Origin of the sequence: Nocardiopsis alba (assembly GCF_000710955.1) — a bacterium.
GTDB lineage: Bacteria > Actinomycetota > Actinomycetes > Streptosporangiales > Streptosporangiaceae > Nocardiopsis > Nocardiopsis alba.
On sequence record NZ_BAZE01000015.1, the window covers coordinates 88,396 to 115,193 of the forward strand.

General features: G+C 68.0%; 27 protein-coding genes. 13 read left to right on the forward strand and 14 right to left on the reverse strand.

Annotation, left to right across the window (positions count from 1 at the left end):
• Positions 1–108 precede the first annotated feature (108 nt).
• Positions 109–624, forward strand: coding sequence for a SixA phosphatase family protein (locus tag TR33_RS23360; RefSeq protein ID WP_041562027.1), 516 nt, complete (start codon positions 109–111; stop codon positions 622–624).
• A gap of 157 nt (positions 625–781) precedes the next feature.
• Positions 782–1,294 carry a hypothetical protein gene (locus tag TR33_RS23365; RefSeq protein ID WP_234305946.1) on the forward strand — a complete coding sequence of 171 codons (513 nt, stop codon included), beginning with the start codon at positions 782–784 and terminating at the stop codon, positions 1,292–1,294.
• Positions 1,295–1,330: 36 nt separating this feature from the next.
• Here TR33_RS23365 and TR33_RS23370 read toward each other — a convergent pair whose 3' ends face one another.
• Positions 1,331–2,056 (reverse strand): SDR family oxidoreductase, encoded by a 726-nt coding sequence (locus tag TR33_RS23370; protein ID WP_042285539.1) that lies wholly within the window; start codon positions 2,054–2,056, stop codon positions 1,331–1,333.
• A gap of 66 nt (positions 2,057–2,122) precedes the next feature.
• Here TR33_RS23370 and TR33_RS23375 point away from each other — a divergent pair, with 66 nt between their 5' ends.
• Positions 2,123–2,518, forward strand: a complete 396-nt coding sequence (locus tag TR33_RS23375; protein ID WP_042285542.1) for a MerR family transcriptional regulator — start codon at positions 2,123–2,125, stop codon at positions 2,516–2,518.
• A gap of 16 nt (positions 2,519–2,534) precedes the next feature.
• On the opposite strand, the gene TR33_RS23380 is transcribed toward TR33_RS23375, so the two are convergent.
• Positions 2,535–3,221 (reverse strand): HAD family hydrolase, encoded by a 687-nt coding sequence (locus TR33_RS23380; protein WP_017536253.1) that lies wholly within the window; start codon positions 3,219–3,221, stop codon positions 2,535–2,537.
• Between the two features lie 255 nt (positions 3,222–3,476).
• Between TR33_RS23380 and TR33_RS23385 the strand changes: the two genes are divergently transcribed.
• The gene (locus tag TR33_RS23385; RefSeq protein ID WP_042285543.1) at positions 3,477–4,658 is read left to right on the forward strand and encodes a calcium:cation antiporter; all 1,182 of its coding nucleotides are present in this window, start codon (positions 3,477–3,479) and stop codon (positions 4,656–4,658) included.
• Positions 4,659–4,722: 64 nt separating this feature from the next.
• Here the strand turns inward: TR33_RS23385 and TR33_RS23390 are convergent, their stop codons facing one another.
• The 4 genes from TR33_RS23390 to TR33_RS23405 form a co-directional block, all read right to left on the reverse strand.
• Entirely contained in the window at positions 4,723–5,421 is a 699-nt protein-coding gene (locus TR33_RS23390) for a class I SAM-dependent methyltransferase (protein ID WP_017536255.1), read from the reverse strand.
• A 330-nt stretch (positions 5,422–5,751) separates the two neighbouring features.
• Positions 5,752–7,710, reverse strand: coding sequence for a hypothetical protein (locus tag TR33_RS23395; RefSeq protein WP_017536256.1), 1,959 nt, complete (start codon positions 7,708–7,710; stop codon positions 5,752–5,754).
• Complete coding sequence (locus TR33_RS23400; RefSeq protein ID WP_017536257.1) at positions 7,707–8,855, reverse strand: 5'-methylthioadenosine/S-adenosylhomocysteine nucleosidase family protein; 1,149 nt, start codon at positions 8,853–8,855, stop codon at positions 7,707–7,709. The genes TR33_RS23395 and TR33_RS23400 overlap by 4 nt, the downstream gene beginning before the upstream one ends.
• Positions 8,852–9,598, reverse strand: a complete 747-nt coding sequence (locus TR33_RS23405; protein ID WP_017536258.1) for an NUDIX hydrolase — start codon at positions 9,596–9,598, stop codon at positions 8,852–8,854. Before TR33_RS23405 ends, TR33_RS23400 begins: the two co-directional genes overlap by 4 nt.
• Positions 9,599–9,784: 186 nt before the next feature.
• Between TR33_RS23405 and TR33_RS23410 the strand changes: the two genes are divergently transcribed.
• The 5 genes from TR33_RS23410 (at position 9,785) to TR33_RS23430 (ending at position 12,594) form a co-directional block, all read left to right on the forward strand.
• Positions 9,785–10,165 carry a hypothetical protein gene (locus TR33_RS23410; RefSeq protein WP_017536259.1) on the forward strand — a complete coding sequence of 127 codons (381 nt, stop codon included), beginning with the start codon at positions 9,785–9,787 and terminating at the stop codon, positions 10,163–10,165.
• Positions 10,162–10,602 carry a MarR family winged helix-turn-helix transcriptional regulator gene (locus TR33_RS23415; RefSeq protein WP_017536260.1) on the forward strand — a complete coding sequence of 147 codons (441 nt, stop codon included), beginning with the start codon at positions 10,162–10,164 and terminating at the stop codon, positions 10,600–10,602. The genes TR33_RS23410 and TR33_RS23415 overlap by 4 nt, the downstream gene beginning before the upstream one ends.
• 87 nt (positions 10,603–10,689) lie before the next feature.
• Positions 10,690–11,193, forward strand: coding sequence for a macro domain-containing protein (locus TR33_RS23420; RefSeq protein WP_042285546.1), 504 nt, complete (start codon positions 10,690–10,692; stop codon positions 11,191–11,193).
• 428 nt (positions 11,194–11,621) lie between these two features.
• Positions 11,622–12,017: a hypothetical protein gene (locus tag TR33_RS23425; RefSeq protein ID WP_234305947.1), complete on the forward strand. Its 396-nt coding sequence runs from the start codon at positions 11,622–11,624 to the stop codon at positions 12,015–12,017.
• Positions 12,018–12,048: 31 nt separating this feature from the next.
• Positions 12,049–12,594: a VanZ family protein gene (locus tag TR33_RS23430; protein WP_017536264.1), complete on the forward strand. Its 546-nt coding sequence runs from the start codon at positions 12,049–12,051 to the stop codon at positions 12,592–12,594.
• A 962-nt stretch (positions 12,595–13,556) separates the two neighbouring features.
• On the opposite strand, the gene TR33_RS23435 is transcribed toward TR33_RS23430, so the two are convergent.
• Complete coding sequence (locus TR33_RS23435) at positions 13,557–14,738, reverse strand: MFS transporter (protein WP_042285549.1); 1,182 nt, start codon at positions 14,736–14,738, stop codon at positions 13,557–13,559.
• A gap of 85 nt (positions 14,739–14,823) precedes the next feature.
• On the opposite strand from TR33_RS23435, the gene TR33_RS23440 reads away from it, so the two are divergent.
• Complete coding sequence (locus TR33_RS23440) at positions 14,824–15,282, forward strand: winged helix-turn-helix transcriptional regulator (protein ID WP_017536266.1); 459 nt, start codon at positions 14,824–14,826, stop codon at positions 15,280–15,282.
• Positions 15,283–15,387: 105 nt separating this feature from the next.
• On the opposite strand, the gene TR33_RS23445 is transcribed toward TR33_RS23440, so the two are convergent.
• From TR33_RS23445 to TR33_RS23455, 3 genes are all read right to left on the reverse strand, one after another.
• Positions 15,388–16,239 carry an SDR family oxidoreductase gene (locus TR33_RS23445; protein ID WP_042285552.1) on the reverse strand — a complete coding sequence of 284 codons (852 nt, stop codon included), beginning with the start codon at positions 16,237–16,239 and terminating at the stop codon, positions 15,388–15,390.
• 119 nt (positions 16,240–16,358) lie between these two features.
• Entirely contained in the window at positions 16,359–17,171 is an 813-nt protein-coding gene (locus tag TR33_RS23450; RefSeq protein ID WP_014913442.1) for a glycoside hydrolase family 16 protein, read from the reverse strand.
• A gap of 180 nt (positions 17,172–17,351) precedes the next feature.
• The gene (locus tag TR33_RS23455) at positions 17,352–18,014 is read right to left on the reverse strand and encodes a 3'-5' exonuclease (RefSeq protein ID WP_017536268.1); all 663 of its coding nucleotides are present in this window, start codon (positions 18,012–18,014) and stop codon (positions 17,352–17,354) included.
• 226 nt (positions 18,015–18,240) lie between these two features.
• Between TR33_RS23455 and TR33_RS23460 the strand changes: the two genes are divergently transcribed.
• Entirely contained in the window at positions 18,241–19,188 is a 948-nt protein-coding gene (locus tag TR33_RS23460; RefSeq protein WP_017536269.1) for an aldo/keto reductase, read from the forward strand.
• Positions 19,189–19,343: 155 nt separating this feature from the next.
• Here TR33_RS23460 and TR33_RS23465 read toward each other — a convergent pair whose 3' ends face one another.
• Entirely contained in the window at positions 19,344–21,155 is a 1,812-nt protein-coding gene (locus tag TR33_RS23465) for an alkyl/aryl-sulfatase (RefSeq protein WP_042285556.1), read from the reverse strand.
• Between the two features lie 309 nt (positions 21,156–21,464).
• On the opposite strand from TR33_RS23465, the gene TR33_RS23470 reads away from it, so the two are divergent.
• A complete protein-coding gene (locus TR33_RS23470; protein ID WP_042285559.1) occupies positions 21,465–22,844 on the forward strand; it encodes a UDP-N-acetylmuramoyl-tripeptide--D-alanyl-D-alanine ligase in 1,380 nt (459 codons plus the stop codon).
• Between the two features lie 3 nt (positions 22,845–22,847).
• Here TR33_RS23470 and TR33_RS23475 read toward each other — a convergent pair whose 3' ends face one another.
• Together TR33_RS23475 and TR33_RS23480 are read right to left on the reverse strand one after the other, a co-directional pair.
• On the reverse strand, positions 22,848–23,504 hold the full coding sequence (locus TR33_RS23475; protein WP_017536272.1) for a cysteine peptidase family C39 domain-containing protein: 657 nt from the start codon (positions 23,502–23,504) through the stop codon (positions 22,848–22,850).
• Positions 23,505–23,679: 175 nt separating this feature from the next.
• On the reverse strand, positions 23,680–24,273 hold the full coding sequence (locus TR33_RS23480) for a TetR/AcrR family transcriptional regulator (protein ID WP_042285562.1): 594 nt from the start codon (positions 24,271–24,273) through the stop codon (positions 23,680–23,682).
• A 94-nt stretch (positions 24,274–24,367) separates the two neighbouring features.
• On the opposite strand from TR33_RS23480, the gene TR33_RS23485 reads away from it, so the two are divergent.
• Complete coding sequence (locus tag TR33_RS23485) at positions 24,368–25,627, forward strand: NADH:flavin oxidoreductase/NADH oxidase family protein (RefSeq protein WP_042285564.1); 1,260 nt, start codon at positions 24,368–24,370, stop codon at positions 25,625–25,627.
• 71 nt (positions 25,628–25,698) lie between these two features.
• Here the strand turns inward: TR33_RS23485 and TR33_RS23490 are convergent, their stop codons facing one another.
• Complete coding sequence (locus tag TR33_RS23490) at positions 25,699–26,712, reverse strand: alpha/beta hydrolase (RefSeq protein ID WP_042285566.1); 1,014 nt, start codon at positions 26,710–26,712, stop codon at positions 25,699–25,701.
• Positions 26,713–26,798 lie beyond the last annotated feature (86 nt).

Here is a 26,798-nt window from a genome sequence, read left to right on the forward strand (position 1 = left end):
GGTTCAGGCGGTGTCGAGCGCTGTGGATCTGGAACGCGACCCGGACGAGAAGCTCCGAATATCGCGGAAAGCGATACTTTGGGCACGGAACGTGGAATAGTTGACGACATGACTGAAGCAACCCGTCGCCTCGTCCTGCTCCGTCATGCCAAGGCCGAATGGTCCGACAACGACGACCACGAACGCCCCCTCGCCGAACGGGGGCGCAAGGAGGCCCCGGTGGCCGGCCAATGGCTGGCCGGATCCGGGGTCGTTCCCGAACTCACCCTGTGCTCGACGGCCACCCGCTGCCGTGATACCTGGAAGCTCGTCGTCGCCGAGCTACCTCAGCGCCCCAAGACCGTCTACGACGAACGGATCTACGAGGCCTCCCTCGGTGAGCTCATCGCGATCCTCAACGAGACCTCCGACGAGGTCGAGGACCTGATGCTCGTCGGCCACAACCCCGGACTCCACGCTCTGGCCGACGCGCTGGCGGGCGAGGCCGAGGGGGACCTGCTCGCGCGGATGAACCGCTCGGGCTACCCCACGAGCGCGACGACGGTGCTGACCTTCTCCGGTTCCTGGAAGAACGTGGAGCACGGCGTCGGCCGTCTGGTCGCCTTCTGGTCCCCGCACGCCTGAACACCGGCCCGGGGCGCCACGGTGTTCCCGGCCTACGACGGGCCTCGTGCCCTCACCCGTGACCGGGGAGAGGGCACGAGGCCTCGCCGCGTCGGGACGAGGTGCGCATCGGACCCGGGGGCGTTTCCCCGGGGTGATCGGCTGTCACCATGGACGCGTGACGAACCCCGAGGACCCCATCGACTGGCGGGCCCTGGCCGAGGAGATCGGCGCCGATCCGAACCGGGGCGGCGACGCCATCGCCCGGCGGGCCATCACTTCGCTCCTGGGCGATGAGGCGATGCGCCGGGCGGTGGACTGGTACGTCGAGGGGCGCCCGGCCGCCGAGCACGCGAGTTCGGTGCTGCGGCTCCTGCGTCCCGACGCCGCCAGGTCCCGCTGCCTGGAGATCTACCGGACCGACCCCGCCCCCGAACGTCGACACCTCGCCGTCGAGCTGTTCCGCGTGGTCGCCAGGGCCGAGGACCTTCCGCTGGTCGGTGATCTCCTGGCCGACCCCGATCCGGCCGTCCAGCTCTGGGGCATGGGCGTCCTCGATCGACTGCTGTGGGACGGCCACGTCGACGCCGACGACGCGGAGCCCTTCCTGCGCATGGCCGAGCGGCGTCCGAACCCGAAGGTCCGCGAGAAGCACACGGACCTTCGGGCCCACCTGGAGCCCCACGAGTAACGTGGCCGAACGCTGAAGAGCCCCGGCCGACAGGGCTCACCGTGCGGCCACCCCGACCTCCGTCAGGTGCGGGTACAGAAGGGCCGGGTCCTCGCCGAGCCGGGACTTCCACCCTGCCGTCCGCGTGTCGGCCAGCACTTCGAAGGCACCGGTCTCCACACCGTCCAGCGCGGCCTTGGCGATCACGCGGGGGTCGGACTTCTCGTCCTCGATGTCGGCGATCATGTCGGTGTCCACGCTCGCCATGGCCAGCCCCGTGACCCGGGTGCCCTGCGCGGCGAGCTCGTGGCGGACGCCGTTGGTCAACGACCAGGCCGCGGCCTTGGAGGCTCCATAGCTGTTGGAGTGCTCGAAGGCCATCCACGCCATCACCGACAGCACGTTCAACACGGCGCCGCCCCCGTTGGCGCCCAGGATCGGGGCGAAGGCGCGCACCATGCGCAAGGGGCCGAAGAAGTTGGTCTCCATCTCCAGCCGGATGTCCTCCTCCGCCCCATCGGTCAGCCGGGCGAAGGTCGACACCCCGGCGTTGTTGATGAGCAGTGTCGTGTCCCCGGCGAGCTCGGCGGCCCGGGCCACGGACGCGTCGTCGGTGACGTCCAACCTCAGCGGGACGACCCCCTCCATCTCGGGAACGGTCTCCGGCCGGCGTACGGCCGCGTAGATCTTCTTCACGCCTCTCGCGCGCAGTTCCTCGACGAAGCCCTGGCCGATTCCGCGGTTCGCGCCGGTGACCAGCGCGATCTCGTTTCGCATGTCCATGACCGCTAACCTAGAACCTCACGTCGGCGTGAGGTTCAAGTGCTGGAGAGAGGAGATTTCGGCGCGATGAAGATCGGAGAGCTCGCTCGGCGGGCAGAGGTGAGCGTGCGTGCGCTGCGCTACTACGAGGAACAGGGGCTGCTGGCCCCGGAACGCACCCCCTCGGGGCAGCGTCGCTACACCGAGGAGACCGTCGAGGTGGTGCGCCTGTTCCAGCGCTTCTACGCGGCCGGCCTCAGCAGCCGCTCCATCGCGGCCCTGCTGCCCTGCGTGGGCGGCGGTCAGGCCACACGGGAGCAGCGCGAGATGCTGAACGTGGAACGCGACCGTCTCGCCTCCAAGGTCGAGGAGATGGCCGACACCCTCGTCCGACTCGACCGGCTCATCGCCGACGCCGACCTGCTCGACAGGGAGGCCCGCGACCGCTCGCCGCGGAGTGAGGCCGCAGGGGTCTCTTCCTGATGGACGGCCGCTCGGATCAGCCGAGCTCGCGGATCGATCCGGGCAGCTCGGCGAGCGACACCGGCACACGGCCCTCCGCCGGTGCGCCCACGTAGAAGGCCGCCAGCCCGGCCCGACGAGGCCCCTCCACGTCGGCCGTCCAGTTGTCGCCGACGAACACGGCGTCCGCCGCGGTGATCCCGTGACGCTCCAGGACATGCGTGTAGATGCGGGGATCGGGCTTGCGCCACCCGACCTCGACCGAGGTGACGACGTCGGCGACGTACCCGGTCATCCCGAACGCCTTGGCCAGATCCGGCACGAGCGGAATGTGGTGGGTGTTGCTGACGATGGCGAGACGGTGGTCCTCCGCGAGGTCGGCCAGGCAGTCCAGAGCCCCGTCGGCCGCGCGCACATCGGAGGTCCACACCTCCAGATACTCCGCGATCAGCCGGTCGATCTCTCCCTCGCCCACCCGAGGCGAACCGAGCAACTCCCGATACCGGGCGGCGATCTCCAGCATCGAGCACTCCCGGCCGGTCTCCCACGCGCGATCGTCGAGCTCGGTCCAGGCCCGCGACCAGAGCGCGTCCGTCCGCTCGGAGGAGAGCGGAAGCCCGGCCCGGCGGGCGAACTCGTACGGCGCGTTGTAGTCGGCCGGGTGGATCGACGGGTCGTAGTCGACCAGGGTGCCGAAGAAGTCGAAATAGACGTGCGAGGCCAAGACGTTCCTTCCAAGGACGGCGTCGACACGGGTCGCCTCTCGCGAGTGTAGGCCCCGACCGTCGACGCCGACGGTCCGGGACCGGTGGAGGACTCATCCCTCCGCCCCTTCAGGGCCGATCCCGTCGCGTACGGGCGCACCGAGGCGAAGCGTCCATCCGCGACGGGTAAAATGGATCACGAAGGATCCCGACGGGACGGCCCGTTCGGATGAGCACATGAGCAGGGACGGCCCAGCAGAAACGGGTATCCACCCGTGCGAACTCAGCACATTCTCCGCGGTGTCCTGACGCCTGCGGTGATCATCCGACTGGCACTCGGTTGGGGCGCGTTCATCGCGACCCTCGTCGCCCAGCCGTTCCTGGCCGCGCACCTGCCGACCCCGGCGCTGATCGCCGTCCTGGGTGCCATCGTCGCCGTCATCATCGTGTGCGCCTTCGGCGTCGTCGTCGAGGCCGAACACCTCGCCCACAGACTCGGCGACCCCTACGGCACGCTCATCCTCACACTCTCGATCGTGCTGATCGAGGTCATCCTGATATCCGCGGTCATGCTCGGCCCCGGCGAACACGCCACGATCGCTCGTGACTCCGTCATGGCCGTGTCGATGATCATCCTCAACCTCGTCGTCGGCGCCTCCCTGCTCATCGGCGGCCTGCGCCACAGGGACGTCCGCGCCAACAGCACCGGCGTATCGACCTACCTGTCGCTGCTCGTGGTGCTCGGCACCGTCGCGTTCGCGCTGCCCGGCCTCATCGGCGAGGGCGGCGCCTACACGGCCGGCCAGGAGATCCCGATCATCATCCTCACGGTGATCCTCTACGTCGCCTTCCTCACCCGGCAGATGGGCGCCCAGCGCGACGACTTCAAGGAGGTCGTCTCCGCGGGGGCCACCGGCGCCGGCGTTACCCCGCAGAGCGATGGCGTGGTGGCGCGGCAGGAGAAGCCGGAGCGCGTCTCGGTCCTGGCGATCATCTCCGAACACCGCTCCGAGGTGATCGCCCGCGCGCTCGTCCTCGTGATGACCGTGATCCCGATCGTGCTGCTCTCGCACGATATGGCCAGTCTTCTCGACGACGGTCTCGACCGCGCCGGGGCACCGATCGCGCTGTCCGGCATCCTCATCGCGATGATCGTGTTCCTGCCCGAGACCCTCACCGCGATCCGCGCCGCCCTGGGCGGTGAGATCCAGCGGGTGAGCAACCTCTGTCACGGGGCACTCGTCTCCACGGTCGGACTCACCATCCCCGCGGTGCTCACCATCGGACTGTTCACCGGCCAGACCGTGATCCTGGCCGAGAACCCGACCAACCTGGTACTGCTCGGGGTCACTCTGCTGCTGACCCTGACGACCTTCTCCGGTAAGCGGGTGACGGCCCTGCACGGCGCCGCCCACCTGATGGTCTTCGTGCTCTACGGCATGACCGTCTTCTCCTAGAAGACGAAGGGCGCGGCCTCGCGGCGGATGCCGTGGGGCCGCGCCCTCGTTATGCGTCGACGCGCTACTCGGCGACCAGGACGAAGAAGAGGAACCCGATGAAGCGGGACCGTCCCCGGATCTCGGGCGGCAGCAGCTCGGCGGGCGTGTCCTCGGCGTAGGGCGGCTCGTCGATGTCCGCGATCCGGAACCCGGCCCGGGTGAAGTCCTTGACCATCGCGTGCAGCGGACGGTGCCAGATGTTCAGCACGGCCTTTCGACCTTGGAACTCGTGTTCCAAGGGCCAGAGAGAGGTCTCGAAGTAGTCGGCCTCCGGATGCACGATCTTGTGGACCATCGGGTGGTCCACCGAGAGGATCAGCCGGCCGCCGGGCCGGAGCACCCGGTGCAGCTCACGGAGCGGGGCGGACCAGTCCTCCAGGTAGTGAAGTGCGAGCGAGCAGACGACGTCGTCGAACGCGCCGTCCTCGAAGGGGAGCTCCTCGGCCAGGTCGAGCACGCGCAGATCGGTGTCCTCGCCGAGCCGCTCTCGGGCCAGCCTGATCATCTCCGCACTGGAGTCGAACCCGGTCACCCGCGCGCCCCGCTCACGGAGCGCCAGGGCGATCGGGCCGGCGCCGCAGCCGGCGTCCAGGATCCGGCGGCCCGCGACGTCGCCCGCCATGTTCAGTATCGCGGGGCGCGCGTAGTGGCCGTTGGAGAGGTTGACCTCGTTGTCGGCCGCGTAGGCGGCCGCGAAGTCGTCGTAGTCGCTGGTCGTCATGGGGGTCTCGTTTCCGGTCCGCCGGGGGAGTGGTCCGCCCCGACGCTAGCCGGTCCGGTGGAGGGGCGGAACGGTGTGGACGTGAGAGGCCGGTTGTGGTCCGGGCGTGAACCCGAAGCCGGTCCCCCCGCGTGCGCAAGGGCGGACTCATAGGCCCGAATGGATCGTCTCGACGTTCGGCATGGCGCCGATCGATCCCCGCGCCCGAGCGCACGCGGCCCGGGCCTGTCCGGGGCACCCGCGAGGATGCCCCGGACAGGCCGCGGACTTCATACCTCTTCGCGGTCGGACCTTCGCTGAAGGATCAGGGACTTCGAACGAGGTGGGGTTCTACTGGCGATCGAACCAGGGTTTGCCCTCCGCCGCGATGCCTTCGAGGACGCGGAGGGTGTGGGGGAACCCCGCCGCCTCGAGGTTGATCTTGGTGGTCTCGTTCTGATCTTCCTCTTTCGGCCTGGTCATATCCGTGCCGACCAGGGTCGGGGTCTCCGAGACGATCGTGCTCTTGGTAGGGCCGTTCGTCAGTGTGATGTTGAGCGTGTAGTTGTAGCGACTGGACATCTCCACCTGCACGGAGGAGAGCGCGTCGAACCGGTAGTTGTCCCGTTCGCTCAGAAGCCATGAGGCGCGCTCGAAGTCGAGTTCGGCGGAGGCCTCGCGGACCCCTTCGTTGGTGATCAGGAAGATCCTGATCACGTACTTCGAGTACCGCAGGGGGCCGCCCTTCATCTTCGCGTTCTTGCATGGACGGTCCGGGGTGGGCAGGAAGGCGTGGGTGATGACCTCGTGCCATGCCAGACGGTGGTACGACATCGCCTCGTGGAGGATCAGGGTCTTATCGGCCTCGAGCCACTTCTCCATCTCGGTCTCCGTGGGCCTGTTCCGGTCGAGAAAATCCTTCCAACGCTCGTACTCGGCCTTACGAACAGCGAGGATGTCCATATGTTCCCGTGTCTCCTCGCGGAAACGTCGACGTTCGCTGTAGATCCCCAGCCACAGAGGGATCGCGAACCTGGACAGGAACACCAGCGCCGGAACGCAGCCCACGGTGACCACCGGTGCGTGCTGGAAGGCGGCGACGATGACGAACCCGATCCCCAACGCGGAGAGCGCGCACAGGGCCTGGCAACGGATCCTGGTCGCCTTGGCGACCCGGTGGATCTCCTCCGGCCGCAGTGGCAGTCCGGCGTTCCGGCGCTGCTGCACATCGCGCACCAGGAATCGGATCAGCCAGTTCACCTGTCCGGGGCGGACGCCGGTCTCCCGATAGATCCGGGCGACCTCTCGACTCTGTGAGCGACGGATCCCCTTGGTCGCCTCCAACCAGTCGGCCCGCTTCTCGGAAACGGGTGTGTACTTGCCGAAGTAGTGCTCGAAGGTGCTCTCCACCCGCTCGGTGAAACCGTTGTCGGGCAGGGTGCGTTGGGAGGTCCGGGGGCTTTGGTCCTTGAGCGCGGCGATCACGCGTCGCCGTTTGTGGTCCCACAGGGCGATGTGCCAACCGGCCGCGGGGAGAAGAACGAGTGTCACCAGGCAGGCGAGGAGCGCCGCCATGCTGCCATGCCCGAGGGCGGACCTCAGCAGAGAGAAGAAGAGGAACAGGACCCCTCCGGCCAGAAGGGTCGCCCCGAAGACGTCCCAGCCGCTGGTCGAGGGCGGACGTGGCCTACGTGCCCGGGCCGTGGCCGGTTCGGGTTGGAAATAGATCCAGGCTCGCTCGGTACGATCATTGGAGGTTCTGTCCCTTTTCGCGGTCTCCTGGTACTTCTTCCAGATCGCTTGTTTCATGCTCCCGGTCAGGACCAGACCCAGGTGGCGCAACGCGAGGTCGCGTTGTGGGTTGGGAAGAGCCTGTAGACGATCCACCACTGTGTCGGGATCCGCGTCGGAACCGTCCACACAGGCCACCAGCATGAGAACGACGCTCAGCGCCTCGTGCCACGCCTCCTCTCCCGCACCTTCGGTATCGGGTATCCACCGACCGGACAGCGCCTTCAGTGTCTCGAGGTTCCTCCTGTCCAAGTCCCGGTAGGAGCGTTTGCTGAGCAGTGCCAGGACCAGGTGGAAGCGAACCCGGGAGCTGTCGTATCCGCGATTCAGCGCGCGTTCGATGTGGTCGCGGGCCTTGTCCGGAACCCCGCACTCCAGGTACTTGACCCCCAGTTCGTATTCGCGCTCGGGAGGGTCGTCCGGCCCCACGACATAGATGTCGGAGTTCCAGACCTCACCGGCCTGGACGCCCACGAAGGAATGAGGACCCGCGGTGTTGACGGTGCCGGGCCCACTCATGAGAGCCCCTTCACAGCGGTGATCATCGACGCGACCTTGGTCGCCAACGAGGCCAGGTCGCCGAGCAACCCGAGCAGGCGCTTCAAAGCGAGAAGAGACCTTTTACGGCCCTCGGGGGTCGCCTCGGCGATCCCCTTGTCGGCGGTGTCGATCTCCTCGGACGCGGCCTCATGGGTCTCCGCGTCGATACGCCCCGCGGAACGTTCTCGGGAGAGATCCTCCCGCAACGCGGCGAGCTGCTCCGGTAGAGCGACGGGGGCGCTCGTGGTCGAGGTGAGCGACACGTGGAAGGTGCCGCCACTGACATGCCCGGCTTGAACACCGACGTTGCCATGAGCGGTGTTGGAGACGTTTCCGCCGGAAGGTGCCGGGCGATCGTCGCGCATGGTGGGGGGCTCCTCTTGTCTCGTGAGTTCTCGGGCGAGCTCGAGCGCGAAGGCGGCGGCGTTCGCCGCGGCGAGAGGCTGCTGATTCCGGTCCGACTCGGTGGCCTTCTCACCGTCGGCGTGATCGCTGATGCCGCGTACGACCGCGACCGGGGTCCCGCTCAGGTGACCGGCCTGGGCGATTCCGGCGCCTTCCATTTCCACGGCCAGGGCATCGTTGAAGGTCCGCCTGATCCACTCGGCCTCCGCGGAGACACGGGAGTTCTGCACGACCTCCCCGGCGGCGATGGGGCCGAAATGCACCTGGGGGTGGTTCGGCTGGACCGGTACGAGCCGTTCCCAGGTACCGAGCCTGGCCACATGCGCGGCGGTCTGACTGATGTGGTGTGGTGCCTCCCAGGCGCGGGGTCGTGCTTTGAGGCCGTCGTCCTCGCTGGTTCCGCCGTGGTAGGCGTAGATGTGGGATCCGATGACCACATCGCCCAGCGGGGTGTCCCACAGGGCCCCGGCCACCCCGACGAAGAGCAGCGCCGAGGGTGAGAACTCCTGGACGGCCCTTTCGGTCAGGATCGCGGACGACTGGTTGCCTTTACCCGTCAGGCCGAGGACGACGCGGCCACGGCCATCGGGCAGAGAGCCGATCTCGAATCGGGTGCCGCGAGGGTGTGTGTACGGCTCAGGGGAGAGCAGCCGTTCACGTACGGCCTGGTACTCCAGGTTCAGGGCGGTCAGAACCACCACAAGGTCATCGCTGGTCATGACGTCTCACTCCGGGGTCGGGAGAAGGGCCGAGGCTGGGGGAGCGGGCGCAACATCGGTGGGCGGAGTAGATGCTCGGGACCGGCCTGGAACAGGCGGGCCGGTCGCCCCTTGGTGGTGCGTCGATCGGAGTCGACCGGAGTGATGAAGCCCGAGATCGCCTGCACCTTGCGGTAGAAGTTGCGCGGATCGAGCTCGAATCCCCACACCGCCTCATAGACCCGTTGCAGGTCGGTGATGGTGAAGGTCGTGTCGCAGAACGCCGTGGCCAACGAGGTGTTCTCGATCTTCGTTCGGGCTCGCTCCAGCCCGTGATCGAGGATCTCCCGGTGATCGAAGGCGAGTTTCCGGTGACCTGAGGTGAACTCCTCGACGGGTCTCCAAGAGGCCGCCGAGGCGTCTGTGCCCGCTTCCGGTTCCGGTAGCCCCGGGGCGATGGCGAGGTAGGCGACGGAGACGATGCGCCCACGTGGATCCCGGTCGGGGCGGCCGTAGGTGTTCAACTGCTCCAGATGCAGAGACGTCGCGTCCAGGCCCGCCTCTTCCCTCAGCTCTCGACAGGCCGCGTCGAAGATGTCCTCTCCTGTATCGGAGATGAAGCCCCCGGGCAGGGCGAGTTCGCCTTTGTGAGGATCGATACCTCTCTCGACAAGGAGGACGTGGAGGGCCGAGGAGCGCAGGGTCAGGATCACCAGGTCGACGGTGAGGAGTACGCAGGGTGGTCGCCAGGTTTCGTTGTGCATGCGGCGAGCCTAGCTTCTTGTCAGTTCGACAAAAAGCGGTTCTCGAAAATTGGTACTAGTGATGAGAATGAGTTGGGTGGGGTGCTCTTTGTCCTATGGGTCCTGTGTGGCGGATGGTTCGACTTCGCTCCCAGGTCAGGCCTCTTACTCTTTCGTAAGTCTATGCGTTTCGCATAGAGTTGAGGTATGGAACCGAACATCGAACCGGCGATCGACGAGTGGCACACGAGCGTCAACGATGGTGACCCGAAACGAGCGGCGGACGCGGTCGGGAACCCGATCGTCGTTCTCGGGCCCAAGGGCGCCGGATCCATCACTCCAGAACAGTTCGCCGACTGGGTGGAGCGCTCGGGGATCAGGCTGATCCCACGCTCGTGGCATCCGGTCGCCGAGCGCCTCATGGTGGTGGAACAGGACGCCACCTGGCCGCAGAGCAAGGATCCGACCCGTGTGGCGACGGTCTTCCGGGTCGCCGGCGGCAAGGTCACCGCGGCACTTCGACTGCCCGACCTCGGGTCCGCGCTCGACCTCGCCCACATCTGCCACGAGATGGCGGCCACGGTATGAGCGCCGATGGCCCCGGGCAGACCCTGTTCGCCTTCGTCCGCCACTGGGCGCGCAGAACACCGGCCGGAGACCCGAAGGAGGCCGACCGAGGCCGCATCGTCCTCGTCTGCGAAGTGGTCCACTCGCTCGCCGAACGCGGGGCCTCGGCCACGGTCAACGCGATCGCCCACGAGGTCGGCATCGACCAGAGCGGGGTGTCGCGGTTGGTCAAGAGCGCGACCGAAGACGGATACCTGGCCATGGAGGTCTCCCGGACGGACGGGCGACGCCGTGAGGCGTCGCTCACCGACGAGGGGCGTGCCCTGCTGGAACAGGCCCACCACTGGCAGGAGCGGGTTTTCGACCGACTGACCGAGGGCTGGAGCGCCGAGCGGCGTCACGAGTTCCACCGTTCCATGCGAGAACTCATGGAACGGTCGCGTGAACCGGAGGTCTGATACCTGGCCAGCGGGCAGGGGAGCCCGTGCCTCGCCGCACGCCGAGCGTTCCACAGGAGTGTCCGACCTGCTCGTTATCGTTCACACATGTCCGACTCTCCCGATACCCCACCGCCGTCCGGCCTGCGCATCCTGCGTGGAGACGCCACCAGCCCGCAGGCCTCCGGGCCCAAGATCATCGCTCACGTCTGCAACGACCGGGGCGGCTGGGGCAAGGGGTTCGTCCTGGCGATCTCCCGCCGCTGGCCCGAGCCCGAACGCGATTACCGTGCCTGGTATCGCGAACGCGCCCACAACGACTTCGAACTCGGTGCCGTGCGCCTGGTCCAGGTCGAAGCGGACCAGTGGGTGGCGAACATGATCGGCCAACACGGCATGCGGCGCGGTAGCGGCGGCCCGCCGATCCGCTACGAGGCGGTGGCCTCCTGTCTGCGCGCCCTGGCCGCGCACGCCCTCGAACTCGGCGCCACCGTGCACATGCCCCGGATCGGCTGCGGGCTGGCCGGCGGGAAGTGGGAACGGATCCAGCCCCTGGTGGAGCGGGAACTTCTGGAGCGTGGGGTTCGGGTGACGGTCTACGACTTCGACTGACCCGGGCGGGCTCGAACGGCCGGAGGCTCCGAGGGGTGGATATCTACCGGGTTCCCTCTTGTGGATCATCGAAACGGTGAATTCTGGATGTCGAGATCGCCCGATTTTGGAATCTATATGAGTGTATTGGCTTTTGATTTCTCGTGATCCATGAGGGCCTTCCTGTTAAGTGCTTCGCCTCCGGTGGTGGGGGTTGAAGTGAGTATGGAATTTTTGAAACAAATCCTTTTCGGGTCTTCGGTCTTCCTTTGCTTCTGTCGGGGTAAAGCGGGTCAGATCAAGGCAATATGTGGGCGGCGTTCGATGCGATTTTTTCCTTGACGCCATCTGTAGGGTCTGCGTAAAGTCGTGGTGTCTCATTCGCTGTTCTCGAAAGGGGAACTTTGAAGAAACACCTTCTCGTGTTCTTGGTGGCGTTACTGCTTCCGATGTCGAATGTCGCCCATGCGGAGGAAGAGGGGCAGGAGGTGGAGGTCGAGATCACCGTCTATGACGATGGGCGGATCGTCGAGACGGGGAGCGACCTCGACCGTATGGCCGGCGATACCTCGACGAGGCTTTCCAATGGAACGTTGTCGTTGCGGTCCAACAACTGCAACTACGTCCGGGTGAGTTACGTGAAGCGCTCGGGTGTGTCGGTGAACCTGAAGCTCGGATGGTTCTCCGGTGACACCGGCAGGGTGAGCGGGACGAAGCGGGGCGTCGCGGCCGGAGAGACGGTGAGTCAGACCTGGGAACAGGTGCGGGTTCCCGGCGGCGTGGTCGGATACATGGAGGCCGAAGGGCAGGGCAGGTTCCAGACCCCTTCGGTCGGATGCCGGTAGGAGCCTCTGAGATGTCGAGGAGGCGAGACGTATGTGGCAGCTGCTCTTCTACGTGAACGTCCCGGTGTTCTTTTCCGTGGTCGTCGTCGGTGCCGCGGTGGCGTTCATCGGTGTCCTTCTGCGGAGAAGAAACGAGCGCCTGGTCACCGGGGTCTGCCGGGTCGTGCTGGCGGTCTCCCTGCTCGCCTATGTGATCGTCCTCGTCGAGCCGGTCGACGGTTGGGGTCAGGTCGGAAGCGGGGGAGTCAATGTCAGCCTCATCCCGTTCGATTTCCTCTCCGGCGAGCATGTGACCGAGAATTCCCTGCACTGGGAGGAGTGGATGCTCAACATCCTTCTCTTCCTTCCTTTGGGCATTGTCGCGGCCCTGCTGTTCACCCGTTGGGTCGTGTGGCTCTTCGGCCCACTGCTGTCGCTGACGATCGAGGTGGCTCAGGCCGTTCTCGCGACCGGGCGGCAGAGCGCGCTGGACGACCTTCTGGCCAACAGCCTCGGGTACCTAATCGGCGTGACCCTCGTGGTTCTGGCCGGCGCGGTGCTGAGTCGGCGTGATGAGGCGACGAGAGTGGCGGCATGAGCACGGCCCCGGCAGGCCCTCGAGGGTGGGCCCGCCGGGGCCGTCGCCATCGTGAGCGGAGGCGACGCCTCACCTCGGAGTCGTTCCGTTCACACCGGCCGCCGTTCGAGAACGGCTCGAACGGGGGTGCGGGGGTCGGGTGGTGGTCTACGACTTCGGTCGACCCGGGCCGGCTCGGACGGTCGGTCACCACGACACGTCGCGTATCGGGTGAGCGCGCCGAGACGGTGAGGGGGACGCCGAGATGAATCCCTTTCGGGTTTTCGCCTCCTCTGCTTTCGTCCGGTCAAAACGGGTCAAACAAAATCGGCGCTCGGATGGTTTTCGGGGTGATTTTTTCTTGACGGAATGAGTGTGGTCTGCGTAAGGTCGTGTTGTCTCATTCGATGTTCTCGAAAGAGGGACTTTGAATAAAATCCCCCTCGTCTTCTTGATGGCCTCGCTGCTGCGGTCTCGGCTGCTGCTCATGCCGACCCCGAGGCTTCGGTCTGGATTCAGAACCCTTCGACGGTATGTCGCCAGGAGCTTCTGAGATACCGAGGAGACGAACCGTATATGGCAGTCGCCCTTCTGTTCGAACTCACCGTCGTTCTTTTCCGTGGTCGGCTTCGGCGCCATCTCGGCGTTTATCGGTGTCCTTCCGGGAAGAAGGGGAGAAGAAACGAGCGTCTGGTCACCAGGCTCTGCCGGGTCGTGCCGCGTACGCGCGGTGAGGCGGAGAGGGTGACGGTATGAGAACGGCCCCGGGAGACTTCGACCGTCGAGTCTCCCGGGGCCGTCGGTGCCCGAGTCCCGCGCACGCGGGAATGGACCGATCTCCCAACGGTGCGTACGGGCCTCGACCTGCTGTTCTCCGCGTATGAGGGCCGGACTCGCCTCCAGGACGACAGGACGCTCCTCGGTGTCCTGCCTCTTCCGGGCCTCACTCACGATCCTGACGGCATCCCACCCCCCGACCTCGACTACGCGGCCACGCTGCGCCGGTCACCCGCCACCACGCGCCGCCCGATCGCCCAGACGGCCAGCGCGCAGAGGGAGAAGGCCCCGCCGAGAACACTGGACCCCGTCCACCCGTAGGTCGAGTACACCGTTGTGGTGGCGGTCGCTCCGAGAGCGGAGCCGAGCGAGTAGAAGACCATGTACCCGCCGATGACGCTGCCGGTCCGGCCCGGTCGGGCGGTCGTGAGCAGGTGCTGGTTGCTCACATGCACCGCCTGCACCGCGAAGTCGAGGGCGACGACGCCGACGACGACCGCCCAGAGCGACCAGTTCACCTGTCCGGTCGCCACCCACGACACCGCCAGGAGCACCAGTGCGGCTCCGGTGACGATATCGGCCTGTCCGGAGTCGGCCCAACGTCCGGTGCGAGCGGCGCCGAGGGCCCCGGCGAGACCGGCGACCCCGAAGAGGCCGATCTGCGCGGTGTCCAGGTTCCAGGGTTCCGCCGCCAGCGGCAGGGCCAGGCCGCTCCAGAGCGTGCCGAAGGAGGCGAAGAGGAAGAACGCGATCAGCCCGCGTGAGAGGAACAGCCCTTCGTGGAACAGGCGGCCGAGGGAGAACAGCACCTGTCCGTAGGTCGGGCGTTCGGTGCGAAGGTCGGTCGGTAGAAGCCTCAGCGCGAGATAGGCGAGTGCCAGCAGTAGTACGGCCAGTGTCAGGTATACGCTTCGCCACCCCCAGAGCGCGGCGAGCCCTCCCGCGAGCACACGGGAACCGAGGATGCCGAGGATGACCCCCGAGGTCACGATGCCGAGGGTGCGCCCGCGTTCGGTGGGGGAGGAGAGGTCGGCGGCGTAGGCGACGGCCGTCTGGACGACCACGGCGAGCAGACCGACGAGGGCGAGCGCCGAGAGCAGAAGCCAGAGCCGGTCCGCGACCGCGGCCAGGAGCACACCGCCGGCGGCGAGGGACAGGTGCCCGACCAGAAGCCGGCGTCGGTCGAACATGTCGCCCAGAGGCACCAGGAGCACCAGGCCGATCAGGTAGCCGAGCTGTCCGGCGGTGACGATCCATCCCAGGTCGGCTTCGGGGACCCCCAGGTCGTCGCCGATTCGGGCGAGTACGGGCTGGGCCGCGTAGATGGTCGAGACCGCCACCGCGCAGATCGCCGCTAAGAGCAGTCTCCTTCGGGCCATCGTGTTCATCGCGCCTCCTCAAATCAGTAGCAGATTGCAACTGATTTGACGGTAGGGCACACTGGTTTCAAACCGCAACTCTTCTGGAGTGGTGATGACGAACACGGCGACGCCCGACGACGCGATGACCTGGACCGACCCCTCCTGCCCGGTCGCCCGCACGCTCGACCTGGTCGGAGACCGGTGGAGCCTGCTGATCGTCCGGGACGCCATGGACGGCGCGCGGGCCTTCGGCGACTTCCAGAGCCGGACCGGGATCGCCCGCAACATCCTCACCGACCGACTGCGACGCCTGGTCGACCGGGGGATCCTCGAACGACGGACCGCCCCCACCGGCCGCAGGCAGGTCTACGTCCTCACGGACACGGGGCGCGACCTCTTCGCGGTCATCGTGTCCCTACGGCAGTGGGGCGAGCGGCACGCGTTCGCGCGAGGGGAGGAGCACTCGGTGCTCGTCGACGAGAACGGCGTTCCGCTTCCGGAGTTGCGTCCCACCGACGCGCGGGGCGAACCCGCCGGCGTCGACACGACCACCGTTCGCAAGGAGGGATGAAGAGGGCGGGGCCGTGAGACGCGGTCCCTGTTCCCCCGGGGCGACTTCCCTGAACCCCGCGCACGCGGGGAGGATCACCGACCGACCATGCGCCCCGGCCAAGGTTCATCGCCCGGGTTCGTCCTTCTTCGAGACCGGCGCCGCGAGGAACTCCCGAGCCCCTCGGAGAACGGTGCTGATCCGGCTCTGTGTCCGGCCGCTCTCCAACCGGACGTCCAAAGGCCCGGGAGGCCCCATCTCCGCGCGCTTCCCGGTGGTCAGAGCGCAAGGGTCGAGACCGTCACGTCGGGCGATCAGAGTCCCCAGCTCGTAACGGCTGACGGCGTCGGAGCCGGCGACGTGGCAGACGCCGCCGTAGTCGGAGAAGGCCAGTTCCAGAAGAGCGGCCGCCAGGTCCCCGACATGCACGGGGCAGCGGACATCGTCGGTGAACAGGGCCCCATCCCGGCGTCCGGTGGCCAGGTCGTGGACCAAGGACTCGTGAACGGAACCGCCGTCACCGATGATCAGGGAGGTGCGGGCGATGGCGGCCGTGGGATCCAGCAACCGGATCGCGGTTTCGGCTGCGGCCTTCGCGGCGCCGTAGGGGGTGACCGGGTCCGGGAGGGAGTCCTCGTCGTAGTGGACCCGGTCGCCGGAGAAGACCGTGTCGCTGGACACCTGGACCAGACGCGCGCCCTGGTCGAGCGCGGCCATCGCGACCCTGATGGCGCCGTCCGCCGTCGTCGCCCAGTCGGACCTCCGATAGGCCGTGTTGATCACGACCGTCGGCCGCACTTCCTCGAACAGAGAGGTGATCGCCTCGGGATGTCGGAGATCGAGCCGCCGCCATTCGGCGCCGGGGAGGGCTCCTGCGCGGGTGCCGAAGGTCGCCGTGACGGTGTGTCCTGCGGCGATGGCCTGTCGGGTCAGTTCGCCGCCGAGAAACCCACTGCCACCGATGATCAGAACGGTCATGGCACGACACCGTACGTCGAAACGGGTGCCGTTTGATCCGAACTCGGATGGACGTGGGGCCCCGGCTTCCGAGACGGGGCCCCACCTCGATCTCTCCCGGATCAGGGTGTTCCGGGGGTCTAGCCCAGTTCGTAGACCCGCACGTAGTCCACGCGCATCTCCTGGGGGAACTGCGTACTGCCGTCGGGGTAGCCGGGCCAGTCGCCGCCCACGGCCACGTTGAGGATCATGAAGAACGGCTGGTCGAACACCCACGGGTTCCCTCGGGTATCGGCCGAGGTGTAGGTCTGATAGGCGACGCCGTCGACCGACCAGGTGATCGAACCGGGCCTCCAGTCCACGGCGAACGTGTGGAAGGTGTCGGCGAAGGACCAGCCCTGCGGGTGCATGTAGGAACCGGTGAGCGGCTCGCCGCCGAAGTAGCCCGGGCCGTGGAGGCTACCGTGCACCAGGTGGGGCTCGCGGCCGATGTTCTCCATGATGTCGATCTCGCCCGAGTCCGGCCACGGCGTGTTCGGGAAGTCCGCGCCCAGCATCCAGAAGGCGGGCCAGATGCCCTGGCCGCGTGGGATCTGGATACTGGCCTCTACTCGGCCGTACTGGGGCTGCACCTTGTTCTGGGTGGTCAGCCTGGCCGAGGTGTAGCCACCGTCCGCCTCCTGGCGGGCCGTGATGACGAGGTTGCCGTTGCCGTCCAGGGCCGAGTTGGCCCGGCTGTCGGTGTAGTTCTGGAGCTCGTTGTTGCCCCAGCCGTGATCACCGGTCTCGTGGTTCCAGTTGGCGGGGTCGGGAGCGCTCCCGGCGGGGCCGTCGAACTCGTCGGACCACACGAGGGTGGCTCGCATGTCGGACTCCGTGGTGGATGCTGAGGCGGTGGTGGGGGAGATGAGGGCCGCGGCGGTGACGACCGCCATGAACAGGGCGCGGTGCATGGGCTACTCCGGGGGAAGCGCCACAGGGTGCACCCGGGGTGGTCACCCTGTGACCATTAGTACTTAGGCGTCACTTTACGTTCGGCTTCTCGAATGCACAAGCGGGGTTTTCGTGGAAGTTTTCCGAAAGTCCGCCCGCTCTGACAAGGGTTCTACGCTCATCCGTCATGACGCGGACGGTTAGAGGGTGAACAGCTCTCCCTGTGCGGGCCGGTCGACCTTGGACTTGCGTCCGGCGACCCTCACCAGTTCGGCGAGATCACGGATGTCGCCTTCACGGTCGGCGTCCTCGATGAGTCGCCTGAACACCCACGCGGTCACCCGGACGTCGGCTGCGGCGCGATGACGGTCCGCCGGCAAGGGGATGGAGTAGTGCCCCAGCAGGGTGTCCAACCTGTAGTCGGGCAGGCCGGGCACCATACGCCTGGCCAACGGGATGGTGTCGAGAAGGTCGATCCGCGCCGCCACCGGGCAGTGCTCGCGTTGGTTGTAGAGGAGTCCGGCCTCGGTGGCGGCGTGCTGGGCCACCAACAGGTATCGGGAGTCCGCGGTGAAGCGGCGGTCCAGGGCGCCCAGGGCTTCGGCCGGCGTGGGGGCCGAGGCGAGGTGCTCGGAGGTGAGGCCGCTGTGGAGGGTGTTGAACCGGGTCACCGGTGCGAACTCCGGTGGGCGGATCAGGGAGGCGAAGCGTCCCGCTTCCACCCAGTCGCCCTGCTCGTAGCGCAGTGCGAGAGCCGCGACCTCGATGGGCTGAGCCGGACGCCCCGCCGGGGTGGTCGCCTCGAAGTCGATGACCACGTACGTCGTCGCGAGAAAGTCCGGGTCGTCGGTCAGAGAGCCCATACGCTCACCGTAGCCACCGGGGACGGAGAGAAGGTGGGATTGGTGAGATGCCCCTATTCGCTCCGTTCGGCCGCGTGTGGATGTGGAGTCCTCCTTGTTGCCGGGGCTTCGCGGCTCGGCCGGGGGCGCGCGTGAACCCCTTCCCCGGACGTGGCAACCTCGACCTCTACGAGAACCGTGCTCTCTCCACCGACCCCTGTCGGGCATGGCCCCACGAGAGGAACCCATGAAGACCGTCCCCTTCGGAAACACCGACACCCGGGTGCCCAACGTCATCGCGGGGATGATGCGGATCGCCGACAAGACCGACGAACAGATCCGCGAGCTGTACACCACCGCCCGCGAGGCCGGGATCGACTTCTTCGACCACGCCGACATCTACGGGATCGGCCACCCCGGCGGCGGTCTCCACCTGTGCGAACGCCGGTTCGCCGAAGCGTTGAGCCTGAGCCCGTCGGAGCGGGAGGGGATCGCCCTCCAGACGAAGACCGGCATCGTCCCGGGCCGGGGCTACGACCATTCGTACGAGCACATCGTGGCCTCCGTCGAAGAATCGCTGAAGGCCCTGAACACCGACCACATCGACGTGCTCCTGCTGCACCGCCCGGACGCGCTCGTGGAACCCGAGGAGGTCGCGCGCGCCTTCGACCACCTGGAGTCCGGCGGCAAGGTGCGCGCGTTCGGGGTCTCCAACCACACGCCGAGGCAGATCGACCTGTTGAGGACCACCGTCTCCCAACCGATCGTCGCGAACCAGGTGCAGCTGTCGATCACGCACTCGACGATCATCGCCCAAGGGATCTCGTCGAACATGGCCGGAGCCGACGACTCGATCACCCGTGACGGGGGCGGTCTCGTCGATCACGCCCGGATCAACGGGATCACCCTCCAGGCGTGGTCACCGTTCCAGAAGGGGGCCCAGGGCGGGGTGTTCTTCGGCTCCGAGGACCATCGGGAGCTGAACACCGAGCTGGAGCGTCTCGCCGAGAAGTACCGGGTCACCCCGATCGCTATCGCGACGGCGTGGATCACCCGTCACCCGGCCGGGATGCAGGTCGTGCTCGGCACGACGAACCCGGGGCGCGTCACCGACGCCGCCGCGGGCTCGGAGCTCCCTCTGACACGGAGCGAGTGGTACGGCCTGTTCCAGGCCGCCGGTCACGACGTGCCCTGACCCGCCGCCCCGAGTACGCTCGGGGGCTCGACCGACCCGGGGCCGGAGAGTGCATTCTCCGGCCCCGGGGCCTTCACCGGGTGGACCCGCCATCGCGGGCCCACCCGACACGGGCGGCGCCAGGACACCATGTTCACCTCAGGACGCGACCTTCCTCAGGGCGTGACGATGTCGAAGTCGGGATCGTCCTCGTCCAAGAGCCCGAACAGGGTCGTGAGCGTTTCAGGGTCCCCTTCGTAATCGATACCGTCCAGGCTCCGGGTGGCGAGCACTTGGAGAAGCTGCGCCTTGGTGAGTGTGACGGTCAGGGAGGCCTCGGCCCCTTCGCGCTCGGCGTGCTGGGTGAGGACGCCGTTCTTGAGCGTGAGCCTGACCTTCTCCACCGGGTCGGTGAAGTTCCAGTCGATGACGAGCTCGGTGTCCCAAGCACGGGGCCCGTCGACGAGGATGGCGACCGAGTCGAAGATCTGCCCGATGCTCAGGGCGTTCATGACGTCGGGGGAGGCGGTGTCGATGGGGGTGGGGACCTTGTTGCCGCGCAGCTCCTCGGCGCCCTGGAGGTAGAAGTTGCGCCAGGTGCCGTTCTCCGCGCCGTGGCCGAGCGCGGTGTAGACCCGGGCGAGCAGCTCTCGTGCGTCGGTATCGCCGGGGTCGTCGAAGACGACGTAGTTGAGGACCTGGGCGGCCCAGCGGAACTCCCCGGCGTCGTAGGCCTCCTGGGCCTTGGGCAGGATCACCGAGGCGCCGCCCATGAACTCGACGTGCTTGGCCGCCGACTCCTCCGGAGGCAGCTCCCACAGGTGGGCGGGGTTGCCGTCGTACCAACCCATGTAACGCTGGTAGATGGCCTTGACGTTATGCGAGACGGACCCGTAGTAGCCGCGGGCGTGCCAGGCGCTCTCCAGCACGGGCGGAAGCTGGATCCGTTCGGCGATCTCGATGCCGGTGTAGCCCTGGTTGATCATGCGCAGGGTCTGATCGTGCAGGTAGGCGTACAGGTCGCGCTGTTGGGAGAGGAACGTGGTGAGCTTCTCGGTGCCCCAGGTCGGCCAGTGGTGGGAGGCGAACAGGACGTCGGAGTCGGCGGCGAAGAGCTCGATGGCCTCGGTGAGGTAGTTCGCCCACACGTGCGGGTCACGGACGAGCGCGCCCCGCAGGGTGAGCACGTTGTGCAGGGTGTGGGTGGCGTTCTCGGCCATGCACAGGGCGTTGCGGTCGGGGAAGAAGAAGTTCATCTCCGAGGGCGCCTCGGTGCCCGGGGTGAGCTGGAAGCGGATCCGGACCCCGTCGATCAGCTCCTCATGATCGGTCTCGGTGACGTAGGTGTTCGGCTCGATCAGGGAGATGGTGCCGGTGGAGGTGGTCTGGCCGAGCCCGGTGCCGATCTGACCGTCGGCGCCCCTGCCCAGCACGGACCCGTACATGAAGATCGACCGTCGTGTCATGGCGGTGCCCGCGTAGACGTTCTCGGAGACGGCGTGCTCCAGGAAGCCGGAGGGGGCGATGATCGGGATGTCCGCGCCCTCGGGCACCACGCCCCGGACCCCGCCGAAGTGGTCGACGTGGGAGTGGCTGTAGATGACCGCGGTGACGGGGCGGTTCTCGTCCCGGTACTCGCGGTACAGGGCGAGCGCGGCCTCCGCGCACTCCACGGAGATCAGCGGGTCGATGACGATGACGCCCTCGTCGCCCTCGACGAAGGTGATGTTGGACAGATCGAAGCCGCGCACCTGGTAGATACCGTCGGTGACCTCGTAGAGGCCGTGTTTGGCGTTGAGCTGCGACTGGCGCCACAGGCTCGGGTTCGCCGTCTCGGGGGCGTCGACGTCGAGGAACGCGTACGCGTCCAGGTCCCAGACGACGCGTCCGGTCCCATCGGTGATCCGCGGATCCGCCGCCGTACCGAGGTAACCCCGGTCGGCGTCGTCGAAGTCGGTGCGGTCGTCGAACGACGGCTGATTCACCACAGTGTGTTATCTCCATGCGCGTTGAGTGATCGGGCACCGTGGTCCTCCCCGGCCTTCTCCACGCTGAAGCGTGATGGTTTCATTACCTGTAGTGATTTTTCCTCGGTTCCGGGCGGCCGGTGTTCCGGGAGCCGTGTCACCGGGACGGTGGGGTGCGGAGGGCTCGTGCTCTCCGTTCTCGCGGGTCGTTTCGCCACGCATACGGGGACACGTGCGGTACCGACGCCGACGCCCCCGATGCGTCGTTCCCCTGGAAACGCCCCCGACCTGGGTACGGTCGTCTTCATACCTCCGGACCGAGAGGAAACCATGCTGCCCATCACCTTGGCCCACATCGCGAACGCGACCTCGGGTCGGATCTCGGAGGTGTCCGAGACGATCGAGGTCACCGGCATCTCCTACGACTCTCGCAAGGTCCACCCGGGGGATCTCTTCGTGGCCCTCCGAGGCGGCGAGGGGCGTGACGGGCACGACCACGCCCACGAAGCGATCGCCTCGGGGGCGTCCGCGGTCCTCGCGTCCCGGTCCCTGGGGTTGCCCTCGGTCCTGGTCGAAGACCCGCTCACCGCTCTCGGTGTTCTGGCCCGAGCCCACGTGGAGGCGCTTCCGGACCTGACCACCATCGCGGTCACCGGATCCTCCGGAAAGACCTCCACCAAGGACCTGATCGCTCAGATCCTGGAACCGGCCGGACCGACCGTCGCCACCGAGGGCTCGTTCAACAACGAGATCGGCCTCCCCCTCACCGCCTTGGAGACCGACACCGAAACCCGCTACCTCGTGGCCGAGATGGGCGCCCGCGGGCAGGGGCACATCACCTACCTCACCGAGATCACCCCGCCGACCGTGGGCGTGGTCCTCAACGTCGGCACCGCCCATATGGGGGAGTTCGGCGGACCCGAGCTGACCGCGAAGGCCAAGGGCGAACTGGTCGCCGCCCTCCCCTCGGCGGCCGAGGGCGGGGTCGCGGTCCTCAACGCCGACGACCCCCGAGTGGCGGCGATGGCCGACCGGACCAAGGCCCGGATCATCACCTTCGGCACGGCCCAAGGGGCGGACGTGCGCGCCGTCGATATCGGACTGGACTCACAGGGGCGGGCCTCGTTCACCCTGCGGACCCGCGCGGGCGACTGCATGGTGGGCCTACAGGTCGTGGGCGAGCACCAGGTGCCCAACGCGTTGGCGGCAGCGGCGGCGGCCGGAGCGGTCGGTATGGACGTACTCCAGGTCGGAGAGATGCTGTCGACGGCGACGCCCGTGTCCGAGGGGCGGATGCGGGTGGTCGAACGCGGAGACGGGCTGTTGGTGGTCAACGACGCCTACAACGCCAACACCGACTCCACCTCGGCGGCGCTGCGCGCGTTGGCGCATCTAGGGCGCGGGCGTGCCGGACGGACGATCGCCCTGTTGGGAGAGATGCGCGAACTCGGGGACGGGTCGATGGAGGAGCACCGCAAGATCGGCGTGCTCGCCGCGGTGCTCGGCATCGACACGGTGACCGTGGTGGGCACCGCCGAGGCACGGGCCCTGGCCGAAGGGTACGGGCCCGACGCCCTGGTGCTTTCGGACAAGGACGCGGCCCGAGAGTGGTTGGGCGGCCAACGCTTCGCCTCCGGGGACGTGCTGTTGGTCAAGGGCGCCCACTCATCGAGGCTCGGGGAACTGGCGGACGCGCTGACCGTGGGCTGACCTTCACAGATACCGGGTGGGGTCCACGACGACGCCCCGCCCGGCGAAGAACGTCGCGAAGGTCGCCTCCGCCACCGTCGCCGAGACCGTGTCGGGCCGATGCCCGGAGGGGTTCCTGAAGTGGAGGAGCCCGTCCCGGTGGCCGATGACCAGAACCAGATGTCCGCCCTTCCCCGGTGCCGCGCGCTCGGGGCGGCGGATCTCCTTGTGCACCGACGCGATCACCATCCGGCCCCGGTCCAGTTCCGAGCGCAGCGCCTCGGTGTCCAGGTCGGTGCGTACGCGGGCGTCCAGCCGGTGGGTGTCATGGACGTATTCGACGAAGGGCGCGTAGATCAGGCCCTTCACCGTGCCGTCGGGCCGTTCCACGTAGCCGCCCGCCTCGCGGGTCCCGTGCAGGAGTTCGAGGAGCGGGGGAGCGTCGCCATCGCGGTGGGCGAGGACCATGCGCAGGCACGCCATGCCGCAGGCGTGGCCGCACCAGGCGCCGTACTCCTCGCGGGAGGTCGCCCCCGATACCGCCCAGGCCGGGTCGTCGCCGGGGTCGTGCCCTGCGTAGACGATCCTCTCGATCAGTTCGGGGGAGGCGTACTGGGTGACCGGGACGACCGGTTCGTGCAGGGTGCCTGTTCCGTCGCAGGCCGGACATCGGGGCTTCACGAGTCTCTCCCGGTATCGATCGAACGTTCGCCGCACGACGTTACCCCCGTCGGACGATCGTCGGCCTTCCCGGAGACTTCGATGCGGTCGGTGTCAGGGTGGGCCGTGGCAGAGGCCGCTCCGAGCGGACGGGTTCACGCGTTCCGTCCCGCGGAGAGCGAAGGTCTGCGGGGTCCTACCCTCGCTCGACCGCGGCTCCGGCGGTGAGCATCGCCCGCACGGTGGAACGGATCCTTCCGGTGATCTCCTCCGGGTCCGTGGCGTCGAGCTTGCCGTCCAGGTGCAGGAAGGCCAGCCCGTGGACGAGCGACCACACCGCCGTGGAGAGCGCCTCGGGCTCGGCCTCGGGGAAGACGGCACGCACGAGACCGTGCACGTACTCCCAGATGGTGGCGGTCGCGGCGGCCCGTTCCTCGTGCGCGGGGTCGCAGGGTTCGGCGAACATCGCCCGGAACAGGGCCGGGTGCTCGAGGGAGAAGCGGACGTAGGCGATGGCGACCTCGGTCAGGTCGTCGGGGGTCGTAGGGGAGGGGTGCGCCAGCGCCAGATGTTCGGCGAGTTCGCGGTAGCCCTGGGCCGCGACCGCGGAGACGAGCGCGTCGCGGTCCGCGAAGTGGCGGTAGGGGGCGGTCGCCGACACCCCGGCGCGTTTGGCCACCGCGCGCAGGGACAGCGCGGCCCCGCCGTCCTCTTCGAGGAGCTCGCGGGCCGCGCTGACGCAGGCGGCTCGCAGGTCGCCGTGGTGGTAGGTGTTCTTGGCCCGCGGCACGGATCACACTCCCTCATGTTTACAGTGCACACATTATTCCTCTAATGTGAGCACTGCATACATAATAGCGAATCCGAAGAAGGGGCCGATTCCGATGACCGGCGGACTGTACTCACCCCTGCAGCTGCGCTCCGGGGCGGTTCTGGGCAACCGAATCGCCAAGGCCGCCATGGAGGAGAACATGGCGGGAGAGGGCCAACTGCCCGACCACCGACTCCTGGAGCTGTACCGGCGCTGGTCGGCGGGCGGAACGGGCCTGCTCATCACCGGGAACGTCATGGTGCACGCCGAAGCGCTCACCGGACCCGCCGGCATCGTCCTCGACGATGCTTCCCCTCTGGAGCCGTTCACCCGGTGGGCGCAGGCCGCCAAGTCCGGCGGCTCGACCGTGTGGATGCAGATCAACCACCCCGGCCGCCAGGTCCAGTCCGACATGCCCGGTGTCGTGTGGGCTCCGTCCGCCGTCGGCGTCGAACTGGGCCGGCTCAGCAAGAACTTCGGCCGCCCCACCGCCATGACCGCCGAACAGATCGAGGCCACCGTGGAGCGGTTCGCGGTCACGGCGACCCGGGCCGAACAGGCCGGGTTCGACGGGGTGGAGATCCACGCGGCGCACGGATACCTGCTGTCCCAGTTCCTGTCCCCACTGGTCAACAAGCGCACCGACGCCTGGGGCGGGTCGCTGGAGAACCGGGCGCGGATGCTGCTGGACGTGGTCCGCTCGATCCGGGCCGTCGTCTCACCGACCTTCGCGGTCGCGGTGAAGCTCAATTCCGCCGACTTCCAACGCGGCGGCTTCGACGTGGACGACGCGCGTCGGGTGATCGCGATGCTCGAACCGCTCGGCGTCGATCTGGTCGAACTGTCCGGCGGCAGTTACGAGAGCCCTGCGATGACCGGCCGCCCCGCCGACGAACGCACCCGGGCCCGAGAGGCCTACTTCCTGGACCTGGCACGGGAGCTGGTGGCGACCAGCCCGTTGCCGCTGATGCTCACCGGCGGCGTGACCCGACGCGAGACCGCCGAGAAGGTCGTCGCCGACGGTGTGGCGGTCGTCGGGATGGGCACCGCCCTGTCCCTCGACCCCGACCTGCCCCTGCTCTGGCGGGAACACCGTGAGGCCGGCCGGTCGATGCCGCCGGTGACCTGGTCGAACAAGGCGCTGGCCTCGGCGGCGAGCATGGCGCGGGTCCGCCACCAACTCCGCCGCGTCGCCCGGGGCAGGGCGCCGCGCCCCGGCACCCTTCCGGCCTACGCCCTGGTCTCGGAACGCCTCGGGCAACGTCGGGCGCTGCGCCGCTACCGCGCCTGGCTGTCCGAGCGAAGGAACCCGGCGGCCCCGGCCGGTCGATGACCCACGCGGGCCGGCCCCCGGCCCCGCGGGCGACGTCGGCGGGGGCGTCTTCGCCTCCGCCGACGATCACCTCAGCGCGAATACGCCCCCGACCGCTGCCCGGCCTGCTGCCTGGGCACCGTCGACCGGGTCTCCAGCACGTCGGCCAGGAAGTCCGACGTCAACCTCAGCGCCGCCTGGTTGGCGTGGGTGTCGCGCATGCTGTCGATCATCATGAAGTCGTGGATCATGCCCTGGAAGCGGACCGCCGTCACCGGCACCCCCGCCTCCCGCAACCGATTCGCGTACGCCTCGCCCTCGTCGCGCAGCACGTCGGCCTCCCCGTTGAGCACGATCGCCGGAGGCAGTTCGCGTAGCTGGTACAGCGACGCCCGCAGCGGCGAGGCGTAGACCTGCGCCCGCTCATCGGGGTCGGTCGTGTACTGGTCCCAGAACCAGATCATGCCGTCCCGGTTCAGGAAGTAGCCGGTGGCGAACTCGTGGTAGGAATCGGTGTCGAAGTCGGCGTCGGTCACCGGGTACAGCAACGCCTGACCCTTGAACGACACGTCCCCCCGGTCCTGGGCCATCAACGTCAGCACCGTGGCCATGTTGCCGCCCACCGAGTCCCCGCACACCGCCATGCGGGTTCCGTCCAGATCCTTCTCGGCGCCGTGCTCGACCACCCAGCGGGCCACCGCGTATCCCTGCTCGATCGCGGTCGGATACCTCGCCTCGGGTGAGCGGTCGTATTCGGGGAAGACCACCGCCGCGCCGGTGCGCACGCACAGCTCCCGCACCAGCCGGTCGTGGGTGTTCGCGCTCCCGAAGACCCAGCCCGCCCCGTGGACGTAGAGGATCACCGGCAGGACCCCGGTGGCCCCGGGCGGACGCACGACCCGTACCGGCACCTGGCCGGTGGGACCGCCCTCCACGGTGAACCACGCGTCGACCACCTCGGGCTTGGGCACGCCCTTGCCGCTCTGGACGTCCTCCAGGATCTGCCGGCCCTGCTCGGGCGGGACCTGGTAGATGAAGGGCTCGTTCGCGTTGACGTCGGCGAACTCCCGGGCCGCCTGCTCCAGGACCACCTTGTGCTCGGACATCTTCCCTACTCCGCTTCGGTCGGTGTCGCGCGGGAGCGGAACTCGCTCACCGGGGGAGCACTCGCCGGACGGATCCGAGTGGACGC

Bases quoted from the DNA above. Each gene is read 5' to 3' on its own strand.
- TR33_RS23405 (WP_017536258.1), bottom strand. From the start codon at position 9,598: ATGCACAACGAAACCTGGCGACCACCCTGCGTACTCCTCACCGTCGAC.
- TR33_RS23450 (WP_014913442.1), bottom strand. From the start codon at position 17,171: ATGCACCGCGCCCTGTTCATGGCGGTCGTCACCGCCGCGGCCCTCATC.
- TR33_RS23440 (WP_017536266.1), top strand. From the start codon at position 14,824: ATGACGAACACGGCGACGCCCGACGACGCGATGACCTGGACCGACCCC.
- TR33_RS23420 (WP_042285546.1), top strand. From the start codon at position 10,690: ATGTCCGACTCTCCCGATACCCCACCGCCGTCCGGCCTGCGCATCCTG.
- TR33_RS23370 (WP_042285539.1), bottom strand. From the start codon at position 2,056: ATGGACATGCGAAACGAGATCGCGCTGGTCACCGGCGCGAACCGCGGA.
- TR33_RS23435 (WP_042285549.1), bottom strand. From the start codon at position 14,738: ATGAACACGATGGCCCGAAGGAGACTGCTCTTAGCGGCGATCTGCGCG.
- TR33_RS23490 (WP_042285566.1), bottom strand. From the start codon at position 26,712: ATGTCCGAGCACAAGGTGGTCCTGGAGCAGGCGGCCCGGGAGTTCGCC.
- TR33_RS23410 (WP_017536259.1), top strand. From the start codon at position 9,785: ATGGAACCGAACATCGAACCGGCGATCGACGAGTGGCACACGAGCGTC.
- TR33_RS23485 (WP_042285564.1), top strand. From the start codon at position 24,368: ATGACCGGCGGACTGTACTCACCCCTGCAGCTGCGCTCCGGGGCGGTT.
- TR33_RS23415 (WP_017536260.1), top strand. From the start codon at position 10,162: ATGAGCGCCGATGGCCCCGGGCAGACCCTGTTCGCCTTCGTCCGCCAC.
- TR33_RS23470 (WP_042285559.1), top strand. From the start codon at position 21,465: ATGCTGCCCATCACCTTGGCCCACATCGCGAACGCGACCTCGGGTCGG.
- TR33_RS23400 (WP_017536257.1), bottom strand. From the start codon at position 8,855: ATGACCAGCGATGACCTTGTGGTGGTTCTGACCGCCCTGAACCTGGAG.
- TR33_RS23375 (WP_042285542.1), top strand. From the start codon at position 2,123: ATGAAGATCGGAGAGCTCGCTCGGCGGGCAGAGGTGAGCGTGCGTGCG.
- TR33_RS23360 (WP_041562027.1), top strand. From the start codon at position 109: ATGACTGAAGCAACCCGTCGCCTCGTCCTGCTCCGTCATGCCAAGGCC.
- TR33_RS23430 (WP_017536264.1), top strand. From the start codon at position 12,049: ATGTGGCAGCTGCTCTTCTACGTGAACGTCCCGGTGTTCTTTTCCGTG.
- TR33_RS23425 (WP_234305947.1), top strand. From the start codon at position 11,622: ATGTCGAATGTCGCCCATGCGGAGGAAGAGGGGCAGGAGGTGGAGGTC.
- TR33_RS23460 (WP_017536269.1), top strand. From the start codon at position 18,241: ATGAAGACCGTCCCCTTCGGAAACACCGACACCCGGGTGCCCAACGTC.
- TR33_RS23395 (WP_017536256.1), bottom strand. From the start codon at position 7,710: ATGAGTGGGCCCGGCACCGTCAACACCGCGGGTCCTCATTCCTTCGTG.
- TR33_RS23455 (WP_017536268.1), bottom strand. From the start codon at position 18,014: ATGGGCTCTCTGACCGACGACCCGGACTTTCTCGCGACGACGTACGTG.
- TR33_RS23390 (WP_017536255.1), bottom strand. From the start codon at position 5,421: ATGACGACCAGCGACTACGACGACTTCGCGGCCGCCTACGCGGCCGAC.
- TR33_RS23445 (WP_042285552.1), bottom strand. From the start codon at position 16,239: ATGACCGTTCTGATCATCGGTGGCAGTGGGTTTCTCGGCGGCGAACTG.